This is a genomic window from Sphingopyxis sp. MWB1 (genome assembly GCF_000763945.1).
GTDB lineage: Bacteria > Pseudomonadota > Alphaproteobacteria > Sphingomonadales > Sphingomonadaceae > Sphingopyxis.
On record NZ_JQFJ01000002.1, the window covers coordinates 982,351 to 1,007,697 of the forward strand.

A 25,347-nucleotide genomic window follows, 5' to 3' on the forward strand; every position below is an offset into this window, starting at 1 on the left:
AATCATTTCTGGTTCCAGTTGCGGGTCATCGACACCCGCGCCGCATAGGGGTTCCGGCGGGTCAGCGACAAGAGCAAACCCATTCCGATCGACAAGGCAAGGAAGGAGGAGCCGCCATAGCTGATGAAAGGCAAGGTCATCCCCTTCGACGGGAAAAGCTGGGTGTTCACCGCCATGTTGATCGTTGCCTGGCCGCCGAATTGCGCGATCAGCCCCGCGACCGCAAGGATCAGGAAGCTGTCCTCCTCGTCAAGCAAGCGCACCAGCACGCGAACGATGATCGCGAGATACAGCGCCAATATGGCAACGCAGGCGATAATCCCGAACTCCTCGCCGATAACCGAGAAGATATAATCGGTATGTGCTTCGGGAAGCTGGAACTTCGCCAGCCCCGCGCCGGGGCCGGTGCCGATCAGCCCCCCGGCGGTCAGCGTCGTATGCGCCTTGTCGACCTGGAAACTGTCGCCCTTGTCGAACAGCCAGATGTTGATGCGCTGCTGCGCCACCGGATAGAAGAAATAGGCGAGCACCAGCCCGGCAAAGCCCATCCCCGCGAGCGCGCCCAATATCCGCATCGACAGCCCGGCGACGAGGACGAGGACGAACCAGGTCGCGGCAAAGATGATCGTCTGGCCAAGGTCTGGCTGGCCCATCAGCAAGAGGGCGATCACGCCGGTCAGCCCCAGACTGAGCGGAACAACCGGCAGGCTGGGGTCATGAAGACGCAAAGACAGCACCCAGGCGAGCGATACGGCGAACAGGGGCTTCAGAAACTCCGACGGCTGGAGCCGGAAAAAGCCGCTGCCCAGCCAGCGCTGCGCGCCATTCACTGACGCCCCGGCCAAAGGCACCAGGATAAGGAGGAACAGGAAGAAAAGCGTCCCATAGACGGCAAAGCGCCGCGCCTGCGCCTTGGGAAGCATTGATATGGCGAGCATGACGGGCACGCCGACGATCACCCACATTAACTGGCGATAGAAATAATAAAGCGGGTCGATGCTGGCCGTCGCGGTTGACAATTTCTGCGCGGCGACGGGAGAGGCGGCGGCGACGGCCACCAGCCCGACCGCGACCAAGATCGACACGAGCAGCAACAGCACACGGTCGATTTCCCAGAACCAGAGGCCAAGCGGCGTGCGGTCGGCGCGGCTGAGGCGCGGCCCCCGCCGCCGCGTCGTGCGCGGCGCCGCAATGATCGGCCGATCAAGGGTGGCATCAAGATTGTCCGGCCCGCCGCTCATGCCCCGCGCCCCTGCACCAGTTCGCGAAAGGCATTGCCGCGCGCTTCATAGTCGGAAAATTGGTCGAAAGAGGCGCAGGCGGGCGAGAGAAGGATGATATCGCCGGGTGCGGCGCGGGCCGCCGCCTGCTCGACCGCGCGCGCGAGCGTGGCCGAGCGCTCAACGGGTACCGCGTCGCCGATTTCATCCGCGAAACTCTCCATCGCTTCGCCGATCAGATAGGCGCATTTGACATGCCCGAACCAGGGACGGCAGGCGGCGAGCCCATCGCCCTTGGCCTGTCCGCCCGCAATCCAGTGCAGGCGCGGCGCAGGCGCGGGCGGGAAAGCCGCCAGAGCGGGCGCCGCCGACGCCGCATTGGTCGCCTTGCTGTCATTATAGCAGCGGACGTCCCCGATATCGCCGACCCATTCCATGCGGTGGGAAAGCGCGCGAAAGCTGGCAAGGCCGCGTTCGATTTCCGCATCATCCAGCCCCAGCACCCGGCATACGGCAATGGCGCAAACGGCATTTTGCGCATTATGCGGCCCCTGCAGCGCGGGCCAGCGCGCCTGATCGGCGGGGTCGATATCCTTGGCGGATACGCGGTGGAGCCGGTGGTTGACATGGCTCGCCACCATTTTCGAAGGATCATCGTCAACCGCAATCACCGCGACCTGATCGCGATGCTGCAGGCTGAACAGCCGCGCCTTGGACGCGACATAGCCTTCAAAGCCGTCATAGCGGTCGAGATGGTCGGGGGTAATATTGGTGAGCACCGCAATGTCGCAGGCGAGGCTGTACGCGAGGTCGATCTGATAGCTCGACAATTCGAGCACATAGACGCCCGGCCCCTTTTCATTAGGCATCAACGGATCGCGCGCAAGGATCGGCAGGCCGATATTGCCGCCCATCAGCGCGGCACGGCCCGCCTGATCCAGCATATGGTGGATCAGCGCGGTGACGGTCGATTTGCCATTGGTGCCAGTGATGCCGACGATGCGATGCGGCGGCAGGTCGCCCCGCGCTTCGGCGAACAATTCGATATCGCCGATCACCGGCACCTTATTGTCCCGCGCATGGGCCGCAATGGGATGGCGATTGAGCGGCACGCCGGGCGAAACCACGACGCCCGCAAAGCCGATCAGGTCGATGTCCAGCGGATTGCCGATATCGGCGCCCAGTGCCATGGCGGCGTCGCGCGCCTCCTCCCGGTCATCCCAGGCGGTAACGCCCGCGCCGCTGGCCACCAGCGCTTCGACGGTCCCAAGACCCGAGCGCGCCAGTCCCAGCACCGCATAGCGGCGACCGGCAAAGGCGCGGCTGGTGATCACCGCAGCTTGAGCGTCGCGAGGCCCGCGAGCGCCAGTACGAGCGAAATGATCCAGAAGCGCACGACCACGGTCGATTCCGGCCAGCCCAATTGTTCGAAATGATGGTGGATCGGCGCCATGCGAAAGACGCGCTTGCCCGTTCGCTTGAACCAGAACACCTGGATGATCACCGACAAGGCCTCGACCACGAACAGGCCGCCGACGAGGACGAGCACCAGTTCATGCTGCGCGGTGACAGCCATGGTCGCCAGCGCGCCGCCGAGCGCCAGACTGCCCGTATCGCCCATGAAAACCGACGCGGGGGGCGCATTGAACCAGAGGAAAGCGAGGCAGGCGCCGATGATCGCGGCAGCGAAAATTGCCAGCTCTCCCGCCCCCGGCACATGCGGAATGCCGAGATATTCGGCGAATTTGGCGTTGCCCGACAGGTAGACGATGACGAGGAAGGTCAGCGCCGCGATCATCACGGGGAAAGTCGCGAGACCATCAAGCCCGTCGGTCAGATTGACCGCATTGCCAAATCCGACGATCAGCACCATCGCAAAGACATAGTATAGCGGCCCCAACGGAATGACGACGTCATTGAAAAAGGGCAGATAGAGATCGGTCCCGGTGCGCGACACGATCAGCAGCACCGCCACCCCGGCAATACCGAATTCAATCAGCAATCGCAGCCGCCCCGAAATGCCGCGATGGCTCGCCTTGGTCACCTTGTCGAAATCGTCGAGAAAGCCGACGAGCGCGAAACCGGCGGTCACGAACAGACAGGCCCAGACGAAGCGGTTGGAGAGGTCCATCCACAACAGGGCAGAGATCATTAGCGAGATGAGGATCATCAGCCCGCCCATGGTGGGTGTGCCCTTTTTCGCCAAATGGCTTTGCGGGCCGTCATCGCGGATCGGCTGTCCCTTGCCCTGGCGCATACGCAGCATCAGGATGAAGCGGGGACCGATCCACAGTCCAAGGATCATCGCGGTCGCGACCGCAGCGCCGGACCGGAAACTGAGATAGCGGATCAGGTTAAGGCCCCCCGGAAAACCCAGCCATTCCGCCAGCCAATATAACATCAAATATCCCCGTTGATCAGTGCGGTCACCAAATGCGACAGGCCGACGCTGTTCGATCCCTTGATCAAAATGGCATCGCCCGGACGGATCAAACCGCCCAATTGCGCCTTTGCATCGCCATGCGCGGGCACATGCGCGAAATCCACCTGCCCCTCAAGCGCTTTGGCGAGCGGCGCCATTTCCTCGCCCACCAGCAAGGCGAATTGCACGCCCGCCGCGATGAGCGGAGCGGCAAGCGCGGCATGATAGCGGTCACTTTCCCCGCCAAGTTCGCGCATGCTGCCCAAAATGGCGACCTTGCGGTCGGCGGATTCGTCCTTGAGCTGCCCCAGCGTCGCCGCCATCGAAGCGGGATTGGCGTTATAGCTTTCGTCGATGACCAATATCTTGCCATCGCCGAAATCAACCCGGTGCCGCGCGCCGCGCCCCGCCAACCCGCCCATTTCGGCAAAGGCAAGCCCCGCGGCGGGAAGGTCCGCGCCCACCGCCTTGACCGCCGCGAGCACCGCAAGCGAATTGGCAACCCAATGTGCGCCCGCCTGCGCGAGCGTATAGCAAAGCAGCGCGTCCTGAACCTGTGCGGTAACGAGCGATCCGCCCTGCCCGTCGGGGAGCCAGTCGACCGCGCGCACGTCAGCGCCCTCGCCCAGCCCAAAGCTGACGATGTGGGCCGCGTGCCGTTCGGCCTTGGCGCGCAGCCGGGCATAATGCGGGCTGTCAAAGGGGACGATGGCGGTGCCGCCGGGCTCCAGCCCCTCAAAAATCTCGCCCTTGGCATCGGCAATCGCCTCTTCGCTGCCGAAAAATTCGATATGTGCGGGCGCGATGGTCGTGACGATGGCGACATGGGGGCGGACGAGGCGGGTGAGCGCCGCCAGTTCGCCCGCATGGTTGATCCCCATTTCGAACACGCCATAATCGGCGGTGGCGGCCATACGCGCGAGGCTGAGCGGCACGCCGACATGATTATTATAGCTTTTGACCGAGCGATGCGCCTTGCCGGGACGGAAACGGTCGAGCGCGGCGTACAGCGCCTCCTTGGTCCCCGTCTTGCCCGCCGATCCGGTGACGCCGATAATCTTTGCGTGGCTGCGCGCGCGCGAAGCGGCGCCCAGCGCATCGAGCGCGGCGGCGCTGTCGGCGACGCGGACATGCGGGTGATCAATGGCGGTTTCGCACAGGATCCCCGCCGCGCCCGCCGCAATCGCCTTGTCGATGAATTTATGTCCGTCGGTCGCCTCGCCCTTCATCGCGATGAACAATTCGCCCGGCGTCACTTCGCGCGAATCGAAGGCGACCCCGCCGACGCTAAAATCGGCGCTGGCCTCGCCCTGACAGGCGGCGGCGATGGCGGAGGCGGTCCAGAGCGGGCTCATGCCGCCTCCTCGCGCGCAACGGCGACATCGTCAAAGGGAATGACGCGCATGGCATCGCCCGCGCCGACAATCTGGCCCTGTTCATGGCCTTTTCCGGCGATGCAGATGATGTCCTCGCCCCCGGCCTCGGCGATGGCGGCGGCAATGGCGGCGCGGCGGTCGCCGATCACCTGCGCCCCGGGCACCGCCGCGGCAATGGCGGCGCGGATCGCGGCGGGGTCCTCGCCGCGCGGATTATCGTCGGTGATGATCGCAACATCGGCCTTGGCAGCGGCGACCCGGCCCATTTCGGGCCGCTTTGCGGAATCGCGGTCGCCGCCCGCCCCAAAGACGAGGATCAGCCGCCCGCTGCAATGCGGCCGCAGCGCATCAAGCGCCGCCTCCAGCCCGTCGGGCGTATGCGCATAATCGACATAGATCGGCGCCCCCGCCCGGCTGATCGCCGCGCGTTCGAGTCGCCCGCGCACCGGCTGAAGCCGCGCGAGATTGGAAAGCGTCAGCGCCTCATCCCCCCCGGTTGCGATCACCAGTCCGGCGGCGACCAGGGCGTTGGCCGCCTGATAGGCCCCGATCAGCGGCAATTCGACGCGCCGCTCGCCCTCCCGGCCCGCAATCACCAGCGACTGGCCCAATTGCGTCGGCGTGCGCGACAACAGGCGCAGATCATCGCCGCTCGTCCCAACGGTGAAAAGCGTGGCGCCGCGCGCCTCTGCCGCCGCCTCGACCTGCGGCGCGGCAGGATCGTCGCGCCAGATCACCGCATGACCCGCCGGATCAACCACGTCGGTAAAAAGCCGCAGCTTGGCGGCGAGATACGCCTCCATCGTGCCATGATAGTCGAGGTGATCATGGCTCAAATTGGTGAAAGCCGCCGCGCGCACCGGCAATCCTTCGGTGCGATATTGGTCAAGTCCGTGACTCGACGCCTCAAAGGCCGCATGGGTCACGCCTTCGGCTGCCAGCCCCGCCATATTGGCGAGGAAGGTGACGATGTCGGGGGTGGTCAATCCGGTGGAGGCACTTTCGGTCGAGGTCGTAATCCCCAGCGTCCCGATCGAGGCAGCATGAAAACCCGCCATGCGCCACAGCTGGCGCGCCATTTCGACCGTCGAGGTTTTGCCATTGGTTCCGGTGACCGCCACGCAGGTGCCGGGAAAACGGTCAAAGAAGCGCGCCGCGATCCGGGCAAAGGCGCGGCGCGGATTGGCGTCGGCGATATGCACCGCGCCCTCGACCTTCGCCTCGGGCCGGGCGACGACGGCAATGGCCCCTGCCTTCACCGCATCGGCGATGAAATCCTCGCCATTGACCCGCGCGCCGACGAACGCGCCAAAAATGGTGCCGGGCGCAACCTTGCGATGGTCGATGGCGAGGCCGGTGACGGACGCGTCGCCCCCCGCCAACATCGCATCATCGAGCAAGGCCGATAGCTGCATTATTCGCCGCTCCCGCTGCTTTTCCAAAGAAGAGGGGTGAGTTCGGACACGTCGACGTCGCGGCTTTCGTCGGGAAAGACGCCCAGCATCGGCCCGGCGCGCATCACCACCTTTTGCACCACGGGCGCTGCCGTCCACCCGGCGGTGCGCTGGCCCGAGCTATAGGCATTGCCCTTGGGTTCGTCGATCATCGCGATCACCACATAGCGCGGATTATCCATGGGGAAAGCCGCCGAAAAGGTCGAGACGAGCGAACTGCGCCGATAGCCGCCCGCGCCGGGTTTTTCCGCGCTGCCCGTCTTGCCGCCGACACGAAAGCCCGGCGCATCGGCCTTGCGTCCCGTGCCGTCCGAAACGATCAGGCGCAAAAGCTGGCGCATCCGCGCGCTGGTCGCCGCCTTGAACACACGCCGCCCCTTGGGCGGGGCGCCATCGGTCAATTTGGTGAGGCGCGCAGGCCGGTAAATGCCGCCATTGACCAGCGCGGCATAAGCGCTCGCCAGATGCAGCGGCGTCACGGCAATGCCATGGCCATAGGCCGTCGTCATCGTCGTCAGTCGCCCCCAATGGCGCGGCCAGAGCGGATAGGCGCGTTCCTTGATGTCGATCCCCGGTCGCTTGTCGAAATCCAGATCGCGGAACAATTTCTCCATCCGTTCGCGCCCCAGATCATCGGCGATACGCGCGGTGGTGATGTTCGAACTGTGGATCAGCGTTTCAGGCACGTTGAGCCAGCGGCGCGCCGGATGGCTGTCGCGAATGCGAAAGCCCGCAATCGCCAGCGGCTCGGTCGCGTCATAGCGGCGCGCCATGCTGGTGACCGTCCCCGCATCGATGGCGGCCGCAATCGACAAGGGCTTGAAGGTCGAGCCCAGCTCGTAAAGATTATAAGTCACCGCATTGCGGCGCGTCATCGGATCGCTGCCCGCAAGCTTGTTGGGATTATAGGTCGGCAGCGAGGTCATCGCGAGCACTTCGCCGGTATGAACGTCAAGGATGACGCCTGCGCCGCCAATGGCTTCCAGATTATTGACGGCATGGCTTAGCTCGCTTTCGAGCACCCCCTGAACGCGCGCGTCGATGGAGAGCGCCAGCGGATCGGCGCGCAGCTTGGGATCGAGCAATCGCTCGTCATAAGCACCTTCGACCCCGGTAACGCCATGCCCTTCGGCATTGGTGAAGCCGAGCACATGGGCGGCCAGCGTCAGTTGCGGATAGAGCCGCTCCTTCTCGCGCGGGAAGTCGAACCCGATTTCGCCAATGGCATTGACTGCCGCCACCTGATCGGGAAGCGCGCGGCGGCGCAGATAGGTGGGCCGTGTTCCCGTGAGCCGCTTCAGAAATTCCTCGCGCGGGGTGTCGGGGAAAATCTTGACCAGCTCATCGGCCAGATAGCCCGGCTTGTTGAGCAGTTTCGACGGCACGACGCGGATCGAATAACCGTCGATGGTGCGCGCCAGCGGCACGCCATTGCGATCGACAATGTCGGCGCGCGCGGGGACAAAGGCCGCAGCATTGCCCCCCTGCCCCGTCGATGTATCGAACAGGCCGAAATAGACGAGCCGCACCGAGATTAGGAAAAAGGCCGCCATGAACAGCAACATCAGGATCATCAACCGCTGCTGCGCGGTCAGCAGGATTTGCTGCCGCACCCCTGCGGTTCGGATCCGGGCCGGGCGGACGACCAGCGTGTTCATTGCGCGGCGCTTCCCCCCGCAGCCTCGCGCGCCGCAGCGCGCTTGAGTTCGGCGAGCGTCGAATCCGCCAAAAGCTGGTCTTCAATCATCTTGAGCTGTTCGCGGCGCCGCGTCTGCACCATGCGCGGCGGCGTGTCGGTGCGGATTTCCGCTGGCGCCTGAGCGAGCACAATCGGCTTCTTGTCCGCGACCGGAGCCTTGGCCGGAGCCTTTTCGGGCTTGGGCGCGGCGCTTTCACGCGGCGCCTCGCTGCTGGCGACGGGAGTGACCATCGCCATCAGGACGGGCGCAACATCGCCCGCGCCGCGCGCCCGCGGCAAACGGTCGAGCGAGGCAAGCTGGCGCTCGTTCGAGAGATATTGCGCCGCCGAAGGCGCCGAATAGCCAAAGGTTTCAGCATTCCACTGTTCAAGTTGCCGCATCGACGCGCGCACCGCCAATTCGGATTCGAGATAGCGGATATTGTCGCGCGTGCGATCGATCTCGCGCTCGATCTGCGTGAGTTCGCTGCGTGTCGCCGCCACTTTGAGCGAGACGGGATAAAGCGCCATGGCAAAAAGCAGCACGAGCAGAACCAGGCCGATTCCTTGCAGCTTGCGGGCCGCCATCAACATGACATTGCCTCCTTTGTGATTGTATCGCCTGCCCGGGCGGGCGCATCGGTGCGAACCGCGCTCCGCAAGGTCGCCGACCGCGCGCGCGGATTGCGCGCTTCTTCGGCCTTGCCGGGGCGCACCTTGCGGGCTGGCGGATGAAAAGTGGGTACGACCGCGCCGCCGGCAGCGGGCGCCGGCAGGTGCCGCGAACCGCGCGCGTTGCCGCCGCTGCGTTCGCGGAGGAAATTCTTGACGATCCGGTCCTCGGTGCTGTGAAAGCTGACCACCGCAAGGCGGCCGCCGGGACGCAGCAGCCGCTCGGCGGCATTCAGTCCTGCAACCAGCTCATCCAGCTCGCCATTCACATGGATGCGGATCGCCTGAAAGCTTTTCGTCGCCGGGTCCTTCGGCGCGCCGGGGGGGTGGCGCAGCGCCTTGCGAATGACGGCGGCAAGCTCGGCGGTCCGCGAAAGCGGGCGCGCGGCGACAATGGCGCGCGCGACGCGGCGCGACTGACGCTCATCGCCATAATGATACAGCACATCGGCAATTTCGCCCTCGTCGGCGCGGTTGAGCCAGTCGGCGGCGCTTTCGCCCTCCTGCGCCATCCGCATGTCGAGCGGGCCATCTTTCTGAAAGGAAAAGCCGCGCTCGTCGCGGTCGAGCTGCATTGAGGAGACGCCGATATCAAAGGTGATGCCGTCGATGGCGGTGATGCCGCGTTCGGCCAGCAACCGGTCGAGCTCGCCAAAACGGCCATGGATCAGCGTCAGCCGTCCGCTCACCTCCGCCACCAGCGCCTGCCCTTCGGCAATGGCGTCAGGGTCGCGGTCACAGGCGATCACCTCGGCTCCGGCGCCGAGCATGGCGCGCGTATAGCCGCCCGCGCCGAAGGTCGCATCGACATGCCGTTCCCCGGGGGTGATGGCGAGCGCGGCGATGACTTCTTCACGGAGGACCGGATCATGGCGGGGATCCCGGGGGAGACCTGGGGGAAGATCGGTCATTTCCGCCCCTTCCCCTTCGTCTCTTGCCAGACGGCGGCAAGGCGCTTCAGCACCGGGTCCGCCTCAGCACATTCGGCCAAGGTGGGGAGCCACCAGATTTCAAAGCGGCGGCCCGATCCGACAAAGGCGGTCGCGCCCGCATCGCCCACCCGGTCGCGGTGGATGAAGCTGGGCAGGAAGCGCCCGCTGTCGTCGAGGGCGTAGGCCTCGGTATAGCTGAAGCGTTTCTTGAACTCGGCATCTTCGTCGAAATCGCGGTCGCGCATCCGCGCGGTTTCGCGGTCGCGTTCGATTTCGCCGGTCAGCCGGTCATATTGATCCTGCCCATAGGCGACGAGACAGGGCAGTTTTTCGTGAAAACCGACCCAAAGCACGCGCTGGCCATCCGCATTGAGGGGCACATTGTTGCGGAATTGTGAGGGCACGGCGATGCGCCCCTTGCCATCGATCGCGGCGAAGTTGGTGCCCGCAAACTGTCCGGGCGTCACAATCGCCATCGCTCTGCCCCCCTGTTTACGCGCCGATGGGCAAAACTTTCCTGACCCCGAAACCGCAGGATTTCAGGCCGAGTGACTCAGGCGGAGATTGCCCCTCTCCAACACCTGCCTACCAAGACTCTATCGGGGTGAAAAGGGGAAATTTAGGGACAGATGGGGTCAAAAGGCCAAATTTGCAGCAAAAACGCCATGAATCATCCGCGAAGCGGGGTCAAGACAGGGGAGATCGCGCCCGCCCCCTCGGGTGAACGCTTCAATGATCAGCAGATGAAGGGTGGCGGACCGGCAGGTCAGGAGGAACGAGCGCTGATCCACAAGGGGGTCAGCGGTGCGCGCGCCGCCGCCTCGCCCCATAAAAGGGCCGCGAGCCATTCCATCGTGTCAGCGCGGCGCAAATGGGCGGCCCCCGGCACCAGCGGCTGCCACAGCGGCGCAAAGAGCAGGTCGGCATCGCCCACCAGCCAGGCCTCGCCCCGGCCAATCGAACAATGAAGAATGCGCCGCTCGGCATAGCTGCGGCAGGCGGAGGGGAAATTTGTGAAGCCCCCCGCGCTGAACAGGCGCAGCCGCCGTTCGTTTGCATCCGCCTTCCTTTCCCCCTCCCCTTGCGGGGCCGCTCCCAGCTCGATCTGCCAATGGTCGAGCAAGGGCGTCAGAAGGCTGGTCACGGGCGGATTGCGTGGATTGCCGAGCGGATGCCGCGGAGGCCAGCTTGACAGAGCATCGGCAAGGATGACCGCGCGGCCCCCGCCGCGGACAAAGGCATCGACCGCGACCAGTTCATCAGGGGCAAGCGCACGCGGATGCGCCAACAACAGCGATCCGGGGGGCGAAAGATTGGCAAGATTGTCCACAAGCCGCACCGGCCCCCATTTTTCGAGCCGCGCAAGCGCGGGCGCGTCGGCGGCTCCGGTCCGCAGCATATCCGCCAGATCGCCGTCGCCGCCTGCCCAGCGGAGCGGCAAAGCTGTCGCCATCGTCATGGGAGGCGCGGTGGTCGACGGAGGTAATGGCGCATAAAGCAGCGCAAGCAACGCCTGCCCCGCGATCAGCCAGACCAGGCTCAGCAAGGCGCCCCCCGCCCAGCGCCACCTACTATGGCCTTTCTGCGCCAGCCAATCAGCCAGAAGAGCCGCGAAGACCGCTCCGACAGCGACCAGACCCAGCTGGAGGCCTGGCTGAAGCCAGTCAGTCCGTCCCGCCAGAGTGAAAGCAAGCAGTGCCTGGCCAGCAAGCAGGACGGCGATGGCCAGCAAAAGCATCCGCCAGCGCCGCCTCCGCCCACTCTTCCTCTCCCGGCAGGCCAGAAGGAACAGGGGCACAAACAGCCAAGGGAAAACCAACGCCGGGTCAATGCGGCCCAGCAGGGCTTGCCCGCCCAGCGCCCAGCCAAGCAGCAGGGCCAGCAACGCCGTTGCCGCTACGCTTATCATCGGGGTCAGTTTTTCTGCGATTGGCGCGCGCGCTCCAATTCAGGGTCGGGTTCAAGGTCGGGCACCGTCGCCGCTGGCGGTGCCAAAGGCGGGGATCGCTCTGCCATATCCTCCTCCTCGCCCTTGGAAGCAGGCTGAACCCCCAGTTCTTCCAGCGGCGCGCTGGCGCTTTTGGGCGTATCGCCCGGCATTTTCACTTCGCTGGCTTCCACAGCATCTTTGGCGGCGCTTTCGCGCGCGCGGTCGCTGATCAATTCCGCCATGCCGACGAGAAGGAGAACGGTGAGCACCCCGGCAATGCCGATTTGCATGCGGCGCATCGTATCCTGTTCGGGCGTAGCCGCAGGCTGCGACGCGGGGGTCGCACGCGCCGATGGGCGGCTGGAGGAAGGGCGGACGTCGCTCATGCCGCGTCCAGCCCTTTAGCCGCGAGCCATTCGGGATTGTACAGCGTCGACAGATAGCGAAAGCCGCTGTCGCACAAAATGGTCGCGATGCGCTTGCCCGGCCCCAATTGCCGCGCGAGCGCCATCGCGCCCGCGACATTGATCCCCGACGACAGCCCCAGGCACAGCCCCTCTTCGTCCAGCAGGCGGCGCACAACCGCCAGCCCTTCGGCGTCAGAAATGCGAAATTGCGTGTCAATCGGCGCGCCTTCGAGGTTGGCGGTAATACGGTTCTGCCCTATCCCCTCGGCAACGCTCGATCCTTCGGCCTTAAGTTCACCACAACGATAATAATTATAAAGCCCCGCCCCATGCGGATCGGTCAGCGCGATCGTGATATCGGGGTTTTTCGCCTTCAGCCCCAGCCCAGTTCCCGCGATCGTACCGCCGGTCCCCGCGGCGCAGGTGAAACCGTCGATGCGCCCCTCCATCTGGTCCCAGATTTCCTCGGCTGTGCCGCAGACGTGGGCTTTGCGATTGGCGATATTATCGAACTGATTCGCCCAGATGGCGTTTTCGGTTTCCTCGGCGATGCGGCGCGAGGTGTGGACGAAATGGCCGGGGTTGGCGAAGGGCGCGGGGGGGACCAGCACCAGTTCGGCCCCAAGGGCCCGGATTGTCGCCATTTTTTCGGCGCTCTGATTGTCGGGCATGACAATGATCGTCTTGTAACCCAGCGCATTTCCGACCAGCGCGAGGCCGATACCGGTGTTACCCGCCGTCCCCTCGACAATGGTGCCGCCGGGGCGAAGCAGGCCATTTTCCTCTGCATCGCGCACAATATACAGCGCCGCGCGGTCTTTTACCGACCCGCCGGGGTTGGCATATTCGCACTTGCCCCAGATTTCGCAGCCGGTTTCCTCGCTCGGCCCTTTCAGCAGCACCAGCGGCGTATGGCCGATCAGGTCGAGACTTTGTTTCGCTATGGTCATGGCGCTGATCTAGGACGCCGCCGGGACGGCTGCAAGACAGCTTCGCTTGGGAAGGGTCAAGCCAGCCCCCACGGAGGCGGGCACCCAAAAAGCATGGACGGGGGACTTGATACTGTGACAGTATATCATTACTGACGCCCGCCGAACCCCATAGAGACAGGATTTCCCCATGCGTTTGCCGAAACATCTCCCTTCCGCGACCGCCGGACTCGCCCTCATTCTCGCCGCCCCCGCTTATGCCCAGCAGGCACCGCGCAGCGGCGGCGGCGACGATCTGCACACCGGCGATCCGATCATCGTCACCGCCCCCTATGTCCGCGACCTCGACATTTTGGGCAATATTTCGGTGCTCGAAGGCGATGAGCTCGCGCGCGACCTGCGCAGCCAGATCGGCGACACCCTGACACGGCAACCCGGCGTTTCCGCCACCAGCTTTTCGCCCGGCGCATCGCGCCCGGTGCTGCGCGGCTTTTCGGGCGAGCGCGTCCGCGTCCTCACCGATGGCATCGGCTCCATCGACGTATCGAACACCTCCGCCGACCATGCGGTCACCATCGACCCGCTGACCGTCTCACGCGTCGAAATTCTGCGCGGCCCTGCCGTGCTTTTGTTCGGCAGTCAGGCGATTGGCGGCGCGGTCAATCTGTTCGACCGCCGCATTCCCCGCAAAGTGCCGGAGGATCATGTCCATGTCGACGTGCTGGGCGGCTATGCCACCGCCGCCGACGACCGCAATGTCGGCGCATCGGTCGATGTCGCCCTCTCCTCCCAGATTGTCGCCCATGTCGATGGAAGCTGGCGCAAGACCGGCGACGTTCGCACCGGCGGCTATGTCTTTGCCCCCGGCCTGCGCGATGACCTTCTCCATCTCGCCGAACATGAGGCCGAGGAAGGCCATGACGAGGAAGCCGCCGAACTGACCGAACAGGCGAACAGCCGCGGCAAGGTCGCCAACACCGGCAGCGAAACCTGGACCGCCGCCGGCGGCCTGTCGCTGATCAATGACGGCGGCCAGCTTGGCATTTCCATCGCTTATTTCGACAGCAAATATGGCGTCCCCAGCCGCCCCGGCACCGAACATCATCATGGTGACGAGGATGAAGACGACCATGATGACGATGATCATGATCACGAGCATGGCGAAGGCCCCGTCACCATCGGCCTCAAGCAATGGCGCGCCGATTTGCGCGGCGAAGTCGAATTGGGCGACGGTCTTTTCGACAAGCTGCGTATTCGCGCGGGCTTTGCCGATTACAAGCATACCGAATTTGAAGGCGATGAAGTCGGCACCATCTTTACCAACAAGGGCGTCGAAGGACGGCTGGAGCTGGCGCAAAATGATCGCGGCGGCTGGCGCGGCGCAAGCGGGGTGCAATATAGCCACCGCGATTTTGACGCCGTGGGCGCCGAAGCCTTTGTTCCGCGCAACCTGACCGACCAGTTCGCGCTGTTCACCTTGCAGGAATGGTCGATAGGCGCGCTGGGGCTGGAAGCCGCCGCCCGCTATGAAAAGACCGATGTGCGCGCACCAACGCTGGGCATATCGCGCAATTTCGATACTTTTTCGGGCGCGCTCGGCGCCAGCTATGAAGTCATGCCGGGGGTGAAAATCGCCCTGTCGGGCGCGCGGGCCGTGCGCGCGCCTTCAGCGGAAGAATTATTCTCCGACGGCCTGCATATCGCCACCCAAAGCTATGAGCTGGGCGACCCCGATCTGAAGCGTGAAGCCAGCTGGGGCGGCGAAGCCTCGGTCAAGGTGAACAGCGGCGGTTTCCACCTTGCGCTCGCGGCCTATTCCAACTGGTTCGACGATTTCATCTATTCGGCGGCGACCGGCGAGGAAGAGGATGAACTGCCGGTGTTCCAATATTATCAGCGCGACGCGCGCGTCTGGGGCTTTGAAGCCGAAGCGAGCGCACGACTGGCCGAAATCGGCGGCTTTGCTATCGTCGGCGATGTAACTGCCGATATGACCCGCGCGAAAATCCGCGGGGGCGCCGACCAGAATGTGCCGCGCATCCCGCCGCTGCGCATCCTGGGCGGCCTCGAAGCCCAAGGCGACCGGATCGACGCGCGCGCCGAGGTTGAATGGACCGACGACCAGACGCGCATCGCGCCGCATGAAACGCCGACCAAGGGCTTTACGCTGGTCAATGCCTCAATCAGCTGGCGTCCGCTGCCCAGCAGCGACAATCTGACGCTGATGCTGTCAGCGAACAATATTTTCGACGTCGAAGCGCGGCGCCACGCCAGCTTTACCAAGGATTATGTTCCGCTCGCGGGCCGCGATTTCCGCATCACCGCGCGGGCAAGCTTCTGAGGCTTCTCCCCTCCTCCCCCTCCCGACAAGCGGGAGGGGGCCGGAGAGAATTTACCCTATCGTTTACGAGAGCATCGCCATGCCGCCGTTCACATGCAGCGTCTGGCCGGTAACATAGCCTGCTTCCTTCGACGCCAGATAGACGACGGCAGCGGCGATATCCTCACCCTCACCCATGCGGCCCGCCGGAATGCGCTGATTGAGCGCTTCCTTTTGGGCGTCGGGCAGGTCAGCGGTCATGGCCGTCGCGATAAAACCGGGGGCGACGCAGTTTACGGTGACGCCGCGCGTCGCCAGTTCCTGCGCCAGCGCCTTGGTCATGCCGGTAACGCCCGCCTTGGACGCGGCATAATTGGCCTGCCCCGGATTGCCGGTGGCGCCAACGACGCTGGTGATCGACACGATGCGGCCAAAGCGCGCCTTCATCATCGGTTTGGCGGCGGCGCGGGCGAGGCGGAAATTGGCCTCCAGATTGATGCGGATCACATCATTCCATTCGTCATCCTTCATCCGCATGATCAGATTGTCGCGGGTAACCCCGGCATTGTTGACGAGAATATCGAGCTTCCCGCCCAGCGCCTCGACCGCCGAGGGAACCAGCGCATCAACCGCCGCCGCATCGCCAAGGTTGCACGGCAAGGCGACATGATCGCCGCCAAGCCCGTCGCGAAAGGCCGCGAGCTTGTCGGCATTGGACCCCGAAACTGCCAACCGCGCGCCCTGCGCGGCAAGCGCCTTGGCAATGGCGGAACCGATACCGCCCGAGGCGCCGGTAACAAGGGCGGTCATGCCGGTGAGATCGAACATAATTTCGTTCCTTATTTCTGAATTAAAGCGTTTTGAGCAATGCCTCGATATCGTCCATCGACAGCAGGCTCACCGTCTCGACCTCGCCGGTCGCGCTGCGCTTGACCATGGGGGAGAGGACCTTGCCGCCGAATTCGACGAAATGCGTCACGCCGATTTCTTCCATCGCGCCCACGCTTTCGCGCCAGCGGACGCGGCCGGTGACCTGTTCGACCAGGCGTTCGCGAATTTCGCCGGCATCGCTGATCGGGCCGGCGGTGACATTGGCGATGACGGGGACCAGCGGCGCGGCGGGCGGGTTTGCGCCCAGCGCCTCGGCCATCGCATCGGCGGCAGGTTGCATCAGCGGGCAGTGGAAGGGCGCCGAAACGGGCAGCAACACACCCCGCTTGATGCCATAATCCTTCACCATCGCGACCGCGCGTTCGACCGCGCCCTTGTGGCCAGAGATGACAACCTGCGAGGGGTCATTGTCATTGGCGACGGTGCAGACTTCGCCTTCGGCCGCCGCATCGGCCAGCTTTTGCGCGGTGTCGATATCGGCGCCAAGCAGCGCGGCCATGGCGCCGACGCCGACGGGCACCGCCGCCTGCATCGCCTGCCCACGCTTTTTCAAAAGGCGCGCGGTGGTGGCAACGTCGAAGGCGCCCGCCGCGCACAGCGCGCTATATTCGCCAAGGCTGTGCCCCGCGACATAATCGGCCTTTGCCGCCAGCGTCACCCCGCCTTCCTTTTCGAGCACGCGCAAGGTGGCGACGGCATTGGCCATGATTGCAGGCTGGGCATTTTCGGTAAGGGTCAGTTCGCTTTCCGGCCCCTCGCTCATCAGCTTGAAGAGATGCTGGCCAAGGGCGTCGTCGACTTCCTGAAACAGTTCGCGGGCGACGCTCGACGCATCGGCAAGCGCCTTGCCCATGCCGACCGACTGGCTGCCCTGACCCGGAAAGATGAATGCGCGCATGACCCTGTTCCTCTATCGTCGCTCCCCGCAAAGGGCGGGGGCGGTTGCTATTCTCACATGTTGCGCCGCCTATTCGCTCACTCCGCGCGATGCAAGCCGAAGGGCACCACCTTATTCGCCGCGTCATGGCCTATGTCCGCCCGGCCCAGCCACGGGATGGCGCAACGCTCGCACCAATGGCGCGCGATCTCCTCCGCCTCCATGCCAAAGGGACGGTCATTTTCCGGGATATCGCTGACCCGGCCCAGCCGCAGCCCCGCCAGCCCGCGCGGGCCAAGCGTCGAGGCGACATGGAAGAAGGCGCGGTCGAAGGCGTAGAGATATTCGCTGACCTCCTCGACGATCAGCACATGGCCCGCAAGATCGGGTTCGAGCGGGGTGCCGAGCAGCATCGACAAGGTCATCAGGTTGAAGGCGGCGTGACGCGCGCCATGCGCCAGCGCACCCTCGCACGCGGCCGGATCGCGGGCGACGAGCCAGTCGAGCGCCCGCGTGACGGCGGCATCGCCGCCCTCGCGGCGAATATCGGCGACCATCGGTCCATGGGCGACATGGTCGAAACCCTCACGATAAAGGGCGGCGAGCAAATTGCCCTGATCCGAATAGCCAAGGAAAGCCTTGCCGCGCGCGGCATCAGTCATCGCGCGCACCGCATCCTCGGCAATACGGCAGGCGCCATAGCCGCCGCGCGCAAACCAGATGGCGTCGATATCGGGGCGGTTCGCCATTTCAACCAGCGCCGCGAAACGATGCCCGTCCTCGCCCGCGAAATGGCCGTGGACCGCGAAGCATTGCTCATCAAAGACCAGCTCAACCTCGGGATAGCCGATGCTGGCAATTGCACGCACCGCCTCTGCATCATCGGGCAATATGGGGGTTGAGGGGGCGACTATTCCGATACGCATTGTCCACTTTCCTGTGATCGTCACCCCGGACTTGATCCGGGCCCACCAGAACAGCGCCGGACAATGGACCCCGGATCAAGTCCGAGGTGACGGCGAGGCTGACTGCGGCGCTTTCCTGCATGGACATGCACCGCAGTTGCAAAGCCGTCGCCAAGGCCATATCGCGGGGCCATGGGCAAAGACAAATCCTATTTCTTTTGCGGCATTGGCGGATCGGGCATGCTGCCGCTGGCGATGATTGTTGCCGCGCGCGGGGCGGCGGTCGCGGGTTCCGATCGCAGCCGCGACCAGGGGCGCTCGCCCGACAAATTCGCCTGGCTGGAGGGGCAAGGCATCGCCCTCTTCCCGCAGGATGGCAGCGGCCCCGCCGCCGGGCAGGTGATGATCGCCTCGGCCGCGGTAGAGGATAGCGTGCCCGACATGGCTGCCGCCAAGGCGCTGGGCCTGCCGCGGATGACGCGCGCCGACCTCAACGCCGCGCTGTTCAACGAGGCGGCGCACGGCGTCGGCGTCGGGGGGACGAGCGGCAAATCGACCGTCACTGGCATGATCGCCTGGATCCTGTCGCAGGCTGGCCGCGATCCCACGGTGATGAATGGCGCGGTGATGCGTAACTTCGCGGGGCCCGACCGCCCCTTTGCCAGCGCGCTGGCAGGCGACGCCGCCGCCTATGTCAGCGAAGTCGATGAAAGTGACGGGTCGATCGCGCTTTATCGGCCCGATGTCGCGGTGGTCACCAACATCAGCCTCGACCACAAGAGCCTGGAGGAACTCCACTCCCTGTTCGGCGATTTCGCAGCCAAGGCGCGCATCGCCGTGGTCAACGCCGATGATCCGGAATCGGCGCCCCTGCTGCGCGGCGGCAATGTCATCCGCTTTGGCTTTTCGGACGAAGCCGCGATGCGCGGCAGCGAGTTCGAGCCGCTCGACGATGGCTGCCGCTTTGCCATCCATTTCGCAGGCGACCGGCACGAGGCGCGCCTGCGCATGCCGGGGCGCCACAATGCGATGAATGCGCTGGCCGCCATCGCGGCCGCGCGCGCGCTCAACATATCGGTGGGTCAGTCGGTTGCCGCGCTCAGCGAATTTGCAGGGCTCGCGCGCCGCTATGAAGTGCTGGGCCAGGCGGGGGATGTGACCGTCATCGACGATTTCGCGCATAATCCCGACAAGGTCGCGGCCACACTGGCCGCCGCCGCCGAATTGCCGGGCCGCGCGCTGATCTTTTTCCAGCCGCACGGCTATGGTCCGCTGCGCCAGATGGGCAAGGAACTGGCGGCGAGCTTTGCCAAGGGGATGCGCGCGGACGACCGGCTTTATATTTGCGATCCCGTCTATTTTGGCGGAACCGTTGACCGCAGCATCGGCAGCGAGGCGCTGGTCGCCGATATTGTCGTGGGCGGCGGAACCGCCGTCCACCTTCCCACCCGCGCGGAATGCGGCGAGGCCATGCTGGCCGAGGCCCGCGCCGGGGACCGCATCTTCATTCTGGGCGCGCGCGACGATACGCTGACCGAATTTGGGCAGCATCTGCTGGCGCAGTTGGCGGCGCCTGCCGCGCTGGCAGCGGCGCCGATTGCCGGAATTGCGGGATAAGGCGGCTTGATTCCCGCGCCAATATCTGTATAGGCGCGGCTATTCGGGGCGAGGCCTTGTGCCTGTCGCCCCGTTTGCTTTGCACAGGTTACGCAAAGCCGGACGACAGCCGGAGGGGTTTCGCGATCGGCGCGAAATCAGCGATCGGCCAAAATGAAGGAAGCGCACCATGCCGTTTTACGAGCATGTCTTTATCGCGCGTCAGGACCTGTCCCAATCACAGGTCGACGCGCTGGCGGAAACCGTCACCAATATCATTACCGAATATAAGGGTGAGGTTCACAAGACCGAAACCTGGGGCCTGAAGCAGCTCGCCTACAAGATCCAGAAGAACCGCAAGGGTCATTATGTGATGTTGTCGGCTGAAGCGCCGGGCGAAGCCGTCGCCGAGATCGAGCGTCAGGCGGCGATCAACGAAGATATTATCCGTTGGATGACGATCCGCGTCGACGAGCTGGAAAAAGGCCCGTCGGTCATGATGCGCAAGCAGGAACGTCGTGGCGGCCGCGGCCGTGACCGCGAAGATTAAGGAGAAAGACCATGGCACGACCCTTTTTCCGTCGCCGCAAGACCTGCCCCTTCAGCCAGAAGGACGCACCGGTCATTGATTACAAGGACGTTCGTCTGCTCCAGGGCTATTTGTCGGAGCGTGGCAAGATCGTCCCGTCGCGGATCACCGCGGTGTCCACCAAGAAGCAGCGTGAGCTGGCCCGCGCGATCAAGCGCGCGCGCCACATCGGCCTGCTGCCCTATATTGTGAAGTAAGGAGGGCTGGTCCGATGGAAATCATCCTGCTCGAACGTATCGAGAAACTGGGCGGTATCGGCGATGTCGTCACCGTCAAGAACGGCTTTGCGCGCAACTATCTTCTGCCCAACAACAAGGCGCTGCGCGCCAATGATGCCAATCGCAAGCTGTTCGAAGCGAACCGCGCAAAGATTGAGGCGGACAACGCCGAACGCCGCAGCGCAGCCGAAAGCCACGCCAAGGATGTCGACGGCAAGCAGGTCATCCTGATCCGTCAGGCGTCGAACACCGGGCAGCTTTACGGCTCGGTTTCGGTGCGCGACATTGTCGAGGCCCTGATTGAAAACGGCGTGGAGAACGTGACCAAGGCCATGATCGAGCTGGAACGCCCGATCAAGTCGCTGGGCCTGTTCGACGTCAAGGTAAAGCTGCACCCCGAAGTTGTCGTAACCGTCAACGTCAACGTCGCGCGCTCGCCTGACGAAGCCGAAATGCAGAAGGACGGCATCGACGTCATCGCCGCCATGTTCGAAGAAGAACAGGCTGCCATGGCTGCCGCCGCCCTCGAACCCGACAGCGAAGACGAGTTTGAAGAAGGCACCCCGCCTTCGGAAAGCGAAGCTGAATCGGATGCGGACGAAGCTCCGGCCGCTGACGAGGAAGACAAGGAAGCTTAAGCTTTCCTTCCTCTCGCACGAGACAGAAAGGCTCCGGAACCCCGCGTTCCGGAGCTTTTTCTTTGGCCGACAAGAATGCAGAAAATATCAAAAGGGGGCAACGGCCATGCCGCCGACGCCTTGCCCCTCACGCAGGCGGAAGGGGCAGCGAGACTCGCGAGCTTGTTCGTTAGCCGCAGCGGGGGCGGACAAAGGCGGCGCTGCACAAACTGGCCCCCGCCCCGCGCGCTACATCTCAAACGAAAGGGGTTAAAAAACGCCCCCCGCCTGCTGCGCTCAATAGCCCATCAGGCTCAGCACTTCCTTGCGGCTGCGGTCATCTTCTAGGAAGACGCCGAGCAGGCGGCTCGTCACCATGCCGACGCCGGGGGTCCGCACCCCGCGCCCGGTCATGCAGCCATGCTGGGCGTCGATCACTACGGCAACGCCATGCGGCTGGAGATGGTCCCAGATGCACTGCGCGACTTCAGCGGTCAGCCGTTCCTGCACCTGCAGGCGGCGGGCATAGCCGTTGAGCACGCGCGCCAGTTTCGAAATGCCGACCACCCGGTCCTTGGGCAGGTAGGCGATCGAGGCCTTGCCGGTGATCGGCGCCATATGATGTTCGCAATGCGACTGAAAGGGAATGTCGCGCAGCAGCACCACCTCGTCATAGCCGCCCACCTCTTCAAAGGTGCGCGAGAGGTGAACCGATGGATCCTCCGCATAGCCCTGACAATATTCCTTCCACGCCCGCGCCACGCGCCTTGGCGTATCACGCAGTCCTTCGCGCGAAGGGTCGTCGCCCGTCCATTCGAGTAGGGTTCGCACCGCGTCCAGCACATGATCGGGGACGATGATCTTGCCGTCCGGTCCCACTTCCATTTTGCTCATCGACGCGCCTTCACTGTTGCCAACATGTCGCACATCTCGCCTCCCATAATGGGAAAGACAAGGGCGGGCCGCGACTTTTTTCCCACCTTTCGTTCTGATTGACGCTGCGGAATCCTTGCCTTTTTGGATATTGCGCGAGCCGTCATTTTTCAGGACTTTTCGTTCAAATAAGTGACTTGACGCTTTCGTCAACCAGGCGCACCTTCATTGCATTACAGAACTCGTCTTAACGGGTCGTAATTCGGAGAGGCCGGCGTTTTCCCCGACGCCGGTGGGAGAGGACGATGACCAGCAACGCTGGCATGTGGGATCTGTTGTTCAGCCAGGCCATTTTGGCCCGACAGCCTTTGCGCTGCACGGCTCCATCGCATCGGGCGCAGCCCGGTGGAGTCGGACCGCGCATGGCGTTGCATCACATGGAGATGTCCCCTCCCCTTACCTGAAATTGTTTGGGCGGCCCCCTTCTTTAGGGCCGGAAAAGGGAGGAATGAATGAAGTTCAAGGCACTGATCGGCACTTCGATCCTGGCGGTTGCGGTCGCGACCCCGGCATATGCACAAAACCAAAGCAACACCGATGCCTTTGGCGGCGAAATCGTCGTCACGGCGCAGCGGCAGTCCGAACGATTGCAGGACGTCCCCATCGCGGTCAGCGCCTTTTCGTCGGAATCTTTGGAAGCGCAACAGATTGAAAATCCCGCCGATCTTCAACTCACCCTGCCCAATGTCACCTTCACCAAAACGAATTTCACCTCATCCAGCTTTACCATTCGCGGCATCGGCGATTTGTGCGTCGGGGTCAGCTGTGACAGCGCGACCGCCATTCACCAGAATGAATCGCCCTTGATCGGCACGCGCCTGTTCGAAACCGAATTTTTCGACCTCGAACGCATCGAAGTGCTGCGCGGGCCACAGGGCACGCTGTTCGGCCGCAACGCCACGTCGGGCGTCGTCAATGTCGTCACCGCCAAGCCCGACCTTTCGGGCTTTGGCGCGTCGGGCGAACTGGAATATGGCAATTATAACAGCATCAAGGCCAAGGGCATGGTCAACGTGCCGCTCGGCGATACGTTGGGGGTTCGCGTTGCCGGTTTTTACCTGAACCGCGACGGCTTCACCAAAAATCTTTATGACGGCAGCCGTATCGACGACCGCGACATGTATGCGGTGCGCGGGTCGATCCGCTGGGAACCCAGCGACGATACGACGCTCGATCTGATGGGCTATTATTTCCGCGAGGATGACAATCGCCTCCGTATCCAGAAACAATATTGCCAGCGCGACCCAACGGGCGTGCTCGGCTGCCTCAACAACCGCCGCGACCCCGGCGTCACCAACGCCAATTCGACCATCGCCGGCGTGCTGACCAGCCGCGAATTTTTCGCGGTTCGCGGGCTTCCCACCGCCTTTGCGCTCGGCAGCCTTTATGGGCCGGACTCGCTGGCTTCTTTCCAGCCGATCGCCGATCCGCGCGTGGTGAACACCGATTTCAACCCGACCTATTTTTCGGACGAATTGCAAGTGCAGGGACGGCTGGAACAAAGCTTCGGCGCGTTCAACGTTTCGCTGGCCGGGGTTTACCAGAAAGCGCGGGTCGACAGCCAGCAGGACTATAATCTGTCGATCCAGGACCGCGCGGGCTATGCGGTCGCGCTCAACACGCTCGCCGCGGCAGCGGCGGGACAGGTGCCGGGGCTTCCTGCCGCCTATTTCAAGCCGATTGCCGATGCGCTGATACCCAATGGTCCGAATGGTCCGCTTTGCACCTCGCTTGCCGAACCCAGCGGGCTTGGTGTCTATGGCGGCCACGCCATCTGCAGCGACACGCCGCAGGATTTTGACCGTTCAGTACAGGACAGCAGCGCCTGGTCGGGCGAAATGATCATCAGCTCCGACTTTGACGGACCGTTCAACTTCCTGCTCGGGGGCATTTACGGGAAAAGCCATCTCACCGAAAACAGCTATTATGTGAATGCCTTCGGGCTGGATTATGCGGCCGGGATATTGGGGACGTTCACGGCAATGACGACCCCCGCGCCCAATGGACCGCTGCCGCCCTCTTTCCTCGGCACACCCAATTATCGCAACAATACTGACGATCTGCGGGTGCGTTCCTATGGCTTCTTTGGGGAGGCCTATTATGAAATGAACGATGCGCTCAAGCTGACGCTCGGCCTGCGCTATAATAATGACAAGAAATCGGTGCGCGCACGCAACACGCTCGCAAGCTTCCTTGTCCCCTTTGGCCAGACGGGTAGCGCGTTCGACTCGCCCTTTGTCGGCGGTTTCGATGCCGACCCCGGATTGCCTGGAAACCAGCTGTTCCAGGAACGCAGCGTCGGCTTTGACGAAATAACCGGCCGCGCGGTGCTCGACTGGAAAATCACGCCCGACAATCTCGTCTATTTCAGCTACTCGCGCGGTTATAAATCGGGGGGCATCAATCCGCCGCTCGCACCGGTGTTCACCGTCCCCGACTCCTTTGCGCCCGAAATCGTCAATGCGTTCGAAATCGGCTCAAAGAACCGCTTTGGCCCGCTCCAGCTCAACCTGACGGGCTTTTATTATAAATATAAGGGGTTGCAGCTCAGCCGCATCGTCGCGCGCACCTCGGTCAATGACAATGTTGATGCGAATATCTGGGGTGTCGAGGCCGAAGCGGTCATCACCCCCTCGCCCGACTTTGTCGTCAATATCGGCGCCAGCTATCTCAACACCGAAGTGTCGAGCGACAAGATGCTCGCCAATCCGCGCGACCCGTCGGGCGGCCGATCCGATGCCGTGATCATCAAGGATATCACCAACGGGTCGAACTGCGCGGTGGTGCCAACAACCGCCGGCAATGGCGCGGGTTCTTCCGCCTATGTCGCGGCGATCAACAACAGCATGGGCCTTCGCGCGCCTGCTGGTTTCGGGCCGAACAGCGGGATCAACTCACCCGGCGCCTTCAGCATCTGCCAGGTGCTTGCCGCCAATGCAGCAACCGTCGGCGCCGCCTTTGGCGGGATAGCGGTCGAGCCCGCGGGCGTCGAAGTGAATATCAAGGGCAACAAGCTGCCCCAGGCACCGGTGGTAAAATTCAGCGCGGGCGCCCAATATACGTTCAACTTCGCCAATGACATATCGCTGACGCCGCGCCTCGACCTCACCTATACTGGCGACAGCTATGGCAATATCTTCAACGGGCGGGTGAACAAGATCAACGGCTATGCCCAGGCCAATGCCCAGCTCCAGCTTAACGGCCCCGACCGGCGCTGGTTCGTCAAAGCCTTCATCCAGAATATCTTCGACAGCCAGCCTGTGACGGGCCTTTATGTCACCGATCAGTCGTCGGGGCTCTTCACCAATGTCTTCACGCTCGACCCGCGGCGTTACGGCATCGGTGCAGGGTTTAAATTCTGACGCTTTTGCCCTGAACAAA

Annotated in this window: 22 protein-coding genes; 6 read left to right on the forward strand and 16 right to left on the reverse strand. The window is 63.7% G+C overall.

What is annotated here, in order from left to right; translation table 11 throughout:
* Positions 1–2: 2 nt before the first annotated feature.
* The 12 genes from JV18_RS0105515 to JV18_RS0105570 all read right to left on the reverse strand — a co-directional run bounded on the left by JV18_RS0105515 (position 3) and on the right by JV18_RS0105570 (position 13,041).
* Positions 3–1,241, reverse strand: a complete 1,239-nt coding sequence (locus tag JV18_RS0105515) for an FtsW/RodA/SpoVE family cell cycle protein (RefSeq protein WP_081944692.1) — start codon at positions 1,239–1,241, stop codon at positions 3–5.
* The gene (gene murD, locus JV18_RS0105520) at positions 1,238–2,554 is read right to left on the reverse strand and encodes a UDP-N-acetylmuramoyl-L-alanine--D-glutamate ligase (RefSeq protein WP_033073733.1); all 1,317 of its coding nucleotides are present in this window, start codon (positions 2,552–2,554) and stop codon (positions 1,238–1,240) included. The genes JV18_RS0105515 and murD overlap by 4 nt, the downstream gene beginning before the upstream one ends.
* Positions 2,551–3,621, reverse strand: coding sequence for a phospho-N-acetylmuramoyl-pentapeptide-transferase (gene mraY / locus JV18_RS0105525; RefSeq protein ID WP_033073734.1), 1,071 nt, complete (start codon positions 3,619–3,621; stop codon positions 2,551–2,553). The genes murD and mraY overlap by 4 nt, the downstream gene beginning before the upstream one ends.
* Positions 3,621–4,997, reverse strand: a complete 1,377-nt coding sequence (locus tag JV18_RS0105530; protein ID WP_033073735.1) for a UDP-N-acetylmuramoyl-tripeptide--D-alanyl-D-alanine ligase — start codon at positions 4,995–4,997, stop codon at positions 3,621–3,623. Before JV18_RS0105530 ends, mraY begins: the two co-directional genes overlap by 1 nt.
* Entirely contained in the window at positions 4,994–6,433 is a 1,440-nt protein-coding gene (locus tag JV18_RS0105535) for a UDP-N-acetylmuramoyl-L-alanyl-D-glutamate--2,6-diaminopimelate ligase (RefSeq protein WP_033073736.1), read from the reverse strand. Before JV18_RS0105535 ends, JV18_RS0105530 begins: the two co-directional genes overlap by 4 nt.
* The gene (locus JV18_RS0105540) at positions 6,433–8,130 is read right to left on the reverse strand and encodes a peptidoglycan D,D-transpeptidase FtsI family protein (RefSeq protein ID WP_033073737.1); all 1,698 of its coding nucleotides are present in this window, start codon (positions 8,128–8,130) and stop codon (positions 6,433–6,435) included. The genes JV18_RS0105535 and JV18_RS0105540 overlap by 1 nt, the downstream gene beginning before the upstream one ends.
* Positions 8,127–8,744, reverse strand: coding sequence for a hypothetical protein (locus tag JV18_RS0105545; protein WP_033073738.1), 618 nt, complete (start codon positions 8,742–8,744; stop codon positions 8,127–8,129). The genes JV18_RS0105540 and JV18_RS0105545 overlap by 4 nt, the downstream gene beginning before the upstream one ends.
* Complete coding sequence (gene rsmH, locus JV18_RS0105550; RefSeq protein ID WP_033073739.1) at positions 8,738–9,733, reverse strand: 16S rRNA (cytosine(1402)-N(4))-methyltransferase RsmH; 996 nt, start codon at positions 9,731–9,733, stop codon at positions 8,738–8,740. The genes JV18_RS0105545 and rsmH overlap by 7 nt, the downstream gene beginning before the upstream one ends.
* Positions 9,730–10,230: a division/cell wall cluster transcriptional repressor MraZ gene (locus tag JV18_RS0105555; RefSeq protein WP_033073740.1), complete on the reverse strand. Its 501-nt coding sequence runs from the start codon at positions 10,228–10,230 to the stop codon at positions 9,730–9,732. The genes rsmH and JV18_RS0105555 overlap by 4 nt, the downstream gene beginning before the upstream one ends.
* Before the next feature lie 290 nt (positions 10,231–10,520).
* Entirely contained in the window at positions 10,521–11,663 is a 1,143-nt protein-coding gene (locus JV18_RS0105560; protein ID WP_033073741.1) for a hypothetical protein, read from the reverse strand.
* A 5-nt stretch (positions 11,664–11,668) separates the two neighbouring features.
* Positions 11,669–12,070, reverse strand: coding sequence for a hypothetical protein (locus JV18_RS0105565; RefSeq protein WP_052071756.1), 402 nt, complete (start codon positions 12,068–12,070; stop codon positions 11,669–11,671).
* Complete coding sequence (locus tag JV18_RS0105570) at positions 12,067–13,041, reverse strand: cysteine synthase A (RefSeq protein ID WP_033073742.1); 975 nt, start codon at positions 13,039–13,041, stop codon at positions 12,067–12,069. The genes JV18_RS0105565 and JV18_RS0105570 overlap by 4 nt, the downstream gene beginning before the upstream one ends.
* 169 nt (positions 13,042–13,210) lie before the next feature.
* Here JV18_RS0105570 and JV18_RS0105575 point away from each other — a divergent pair, with 169 nt between their 5' ends.
* Positions 13,211–15,361 carry a TonB-dependent receptor gene (locus tag JV18_RS0105575; RefSeq protein WP_033073743.1) on the forward strand — a complete coding sequence of 717 codons (2,151 nt, stop codon included), beginning with the start codon at positions 13,211–13,213 and terminating at the stop codon, positions 15,359–15,361.
* Between the two features lie 63 nt (positions 15,362–15,424).
* On the opposite strand, the gene fabG is transcribed toward JV18_RS0105575, so the two are convergent.
* The 3 genes from fabG to JV18_RS0105590 form a co-directional block, all read right to left on the reverse strand.
* The gene (gene fabG, locus JV18_RS0105580; RefSeq protein WP_033073744.1) at positions 15,425–16,168 is read right to left on the reverse strand and encodes a 3-oxoacyl-[acyl-carrier-protein] reductase; all 744 of its coding nucleotides are present in this window, start codon (positions 16,166–16,168) and stop codon (positions 15,425–15,427) included.
* Positions 16,169–16,190: 22 nt separating this feature from the next.
* Positions 16,191–17,129 carry an ACP S-malonyltransferase gene (gene fabD, locus JV18_RS0105585; protein ID WP_033073745.1) on the reverse strand — a complete coding sequence of 313 codons (939 nt, stop codon included), beginning with the start codon at positions 17,127–17,129 and terminating at the stop codon, positions 16,191–16,193.
* 77 nt (positions 17,130–17,206) lie between these two features.
* Positions 17,207–18,034 (reverse strand): LD-carboxypeptidase, encoded by an 828-nt coding sequence (locus JV18_RS0105590; RefSeq protein ID WP_033073746.1) that lies wholly within the window; start codon positions 18,032–18,034, stop codon positions 17,207–17,209.
* 171 nt (positions 18,035–18,205) lie between these two features.
* Between JV18_RS0105590 and JV18_RS0105595 the strand changes: the two genes are divergently transcribed.
* The 4 genes from JV18_RS0105595 to rplI all read left to right on the forward strand — a co-directional run bounded on the left by JV18_RS0105595 (position 18,206) and on the right by rplI (position 21,054).
* Complete coding sequence (locus tag JV18_RS0105595) at positions 18,206–19,630, forward strand: Mur ligase family protein (RefSeq protein ID WP_052071757.1); 1,425 nt, start codon at positions 18,206–18,208, stop codon at positions 19,628–19,630.
* Between the two features lie 169 nt (positions 19,631–19,799).
* Entirely contained in the window at positions 19,800–20,159 is a 360-nt protein-coding gene (rpsF, locus tag JV18_RS0105600) for a 30S ribosomal protein S6 (RefSeq protein WP_033073747.1), read from the forward strand.
* A gap of 11 nt (positions 20,160–20,170) precedes the next feature.
* The gene (rpsR, locus tag JV18_RS0105605; protein WP_033073748.1) at positions 20,171–20,395 is read left to right on the forward strand and encodes a 30S ribosomal protein S18; all 225 of its coding nucleotides are present in this window, start codon (positions 20,171–20,173) and stop codon (positions 20,393–20,395) included.
* A gap of 14 nt (positions 20,396–20,409) precedes the next feature.
* The gene (gene rplI, locus JV18_RS0105610) at positions 20,410–21,054 is read left to right on the forward strand and encodes a 50S ribosomal protein L9 (RefSeq protein ID WP_033073749.1); all 645 of its coding nucleotides are present in this window, start codon (positions 20,410–20,412) and stop codon (positions 21,052–21,054) included.
* A 276-nt stretch (positions 21,055–21,330) separates the two neighbouring features.
* On the opposite strand, the gene folE is transcribed toward rplI, so the two are convergent.
* Complete coding sequence (folE, locus tag JV18_RS0105615) at positions 21,331–21,927, reverse strand: GTP cyclohydrolase I FolE (protein WP_033073750.1); 597 nt, start codon at positions 21,925–21,927, stop codon at positions 21,331–21,333.
* Between the two features lie 491 nt (positions 21,928–22,418).
* On the opposite strand from folE, the gene JV18_RS0105620 reads away from it, so the two are divergent.
* A complete protein-coding gene (locus JV18_RS0105620; protein ID WP_052071758.1) occupies positions 22,419–25,328 on the forward strand; it encodes a TonB-dependent receptor in 2,910 nt (969 codons plus the stop codon).
* Positions 25,329–25,347 lie beyond the last annotated feature (19 nt).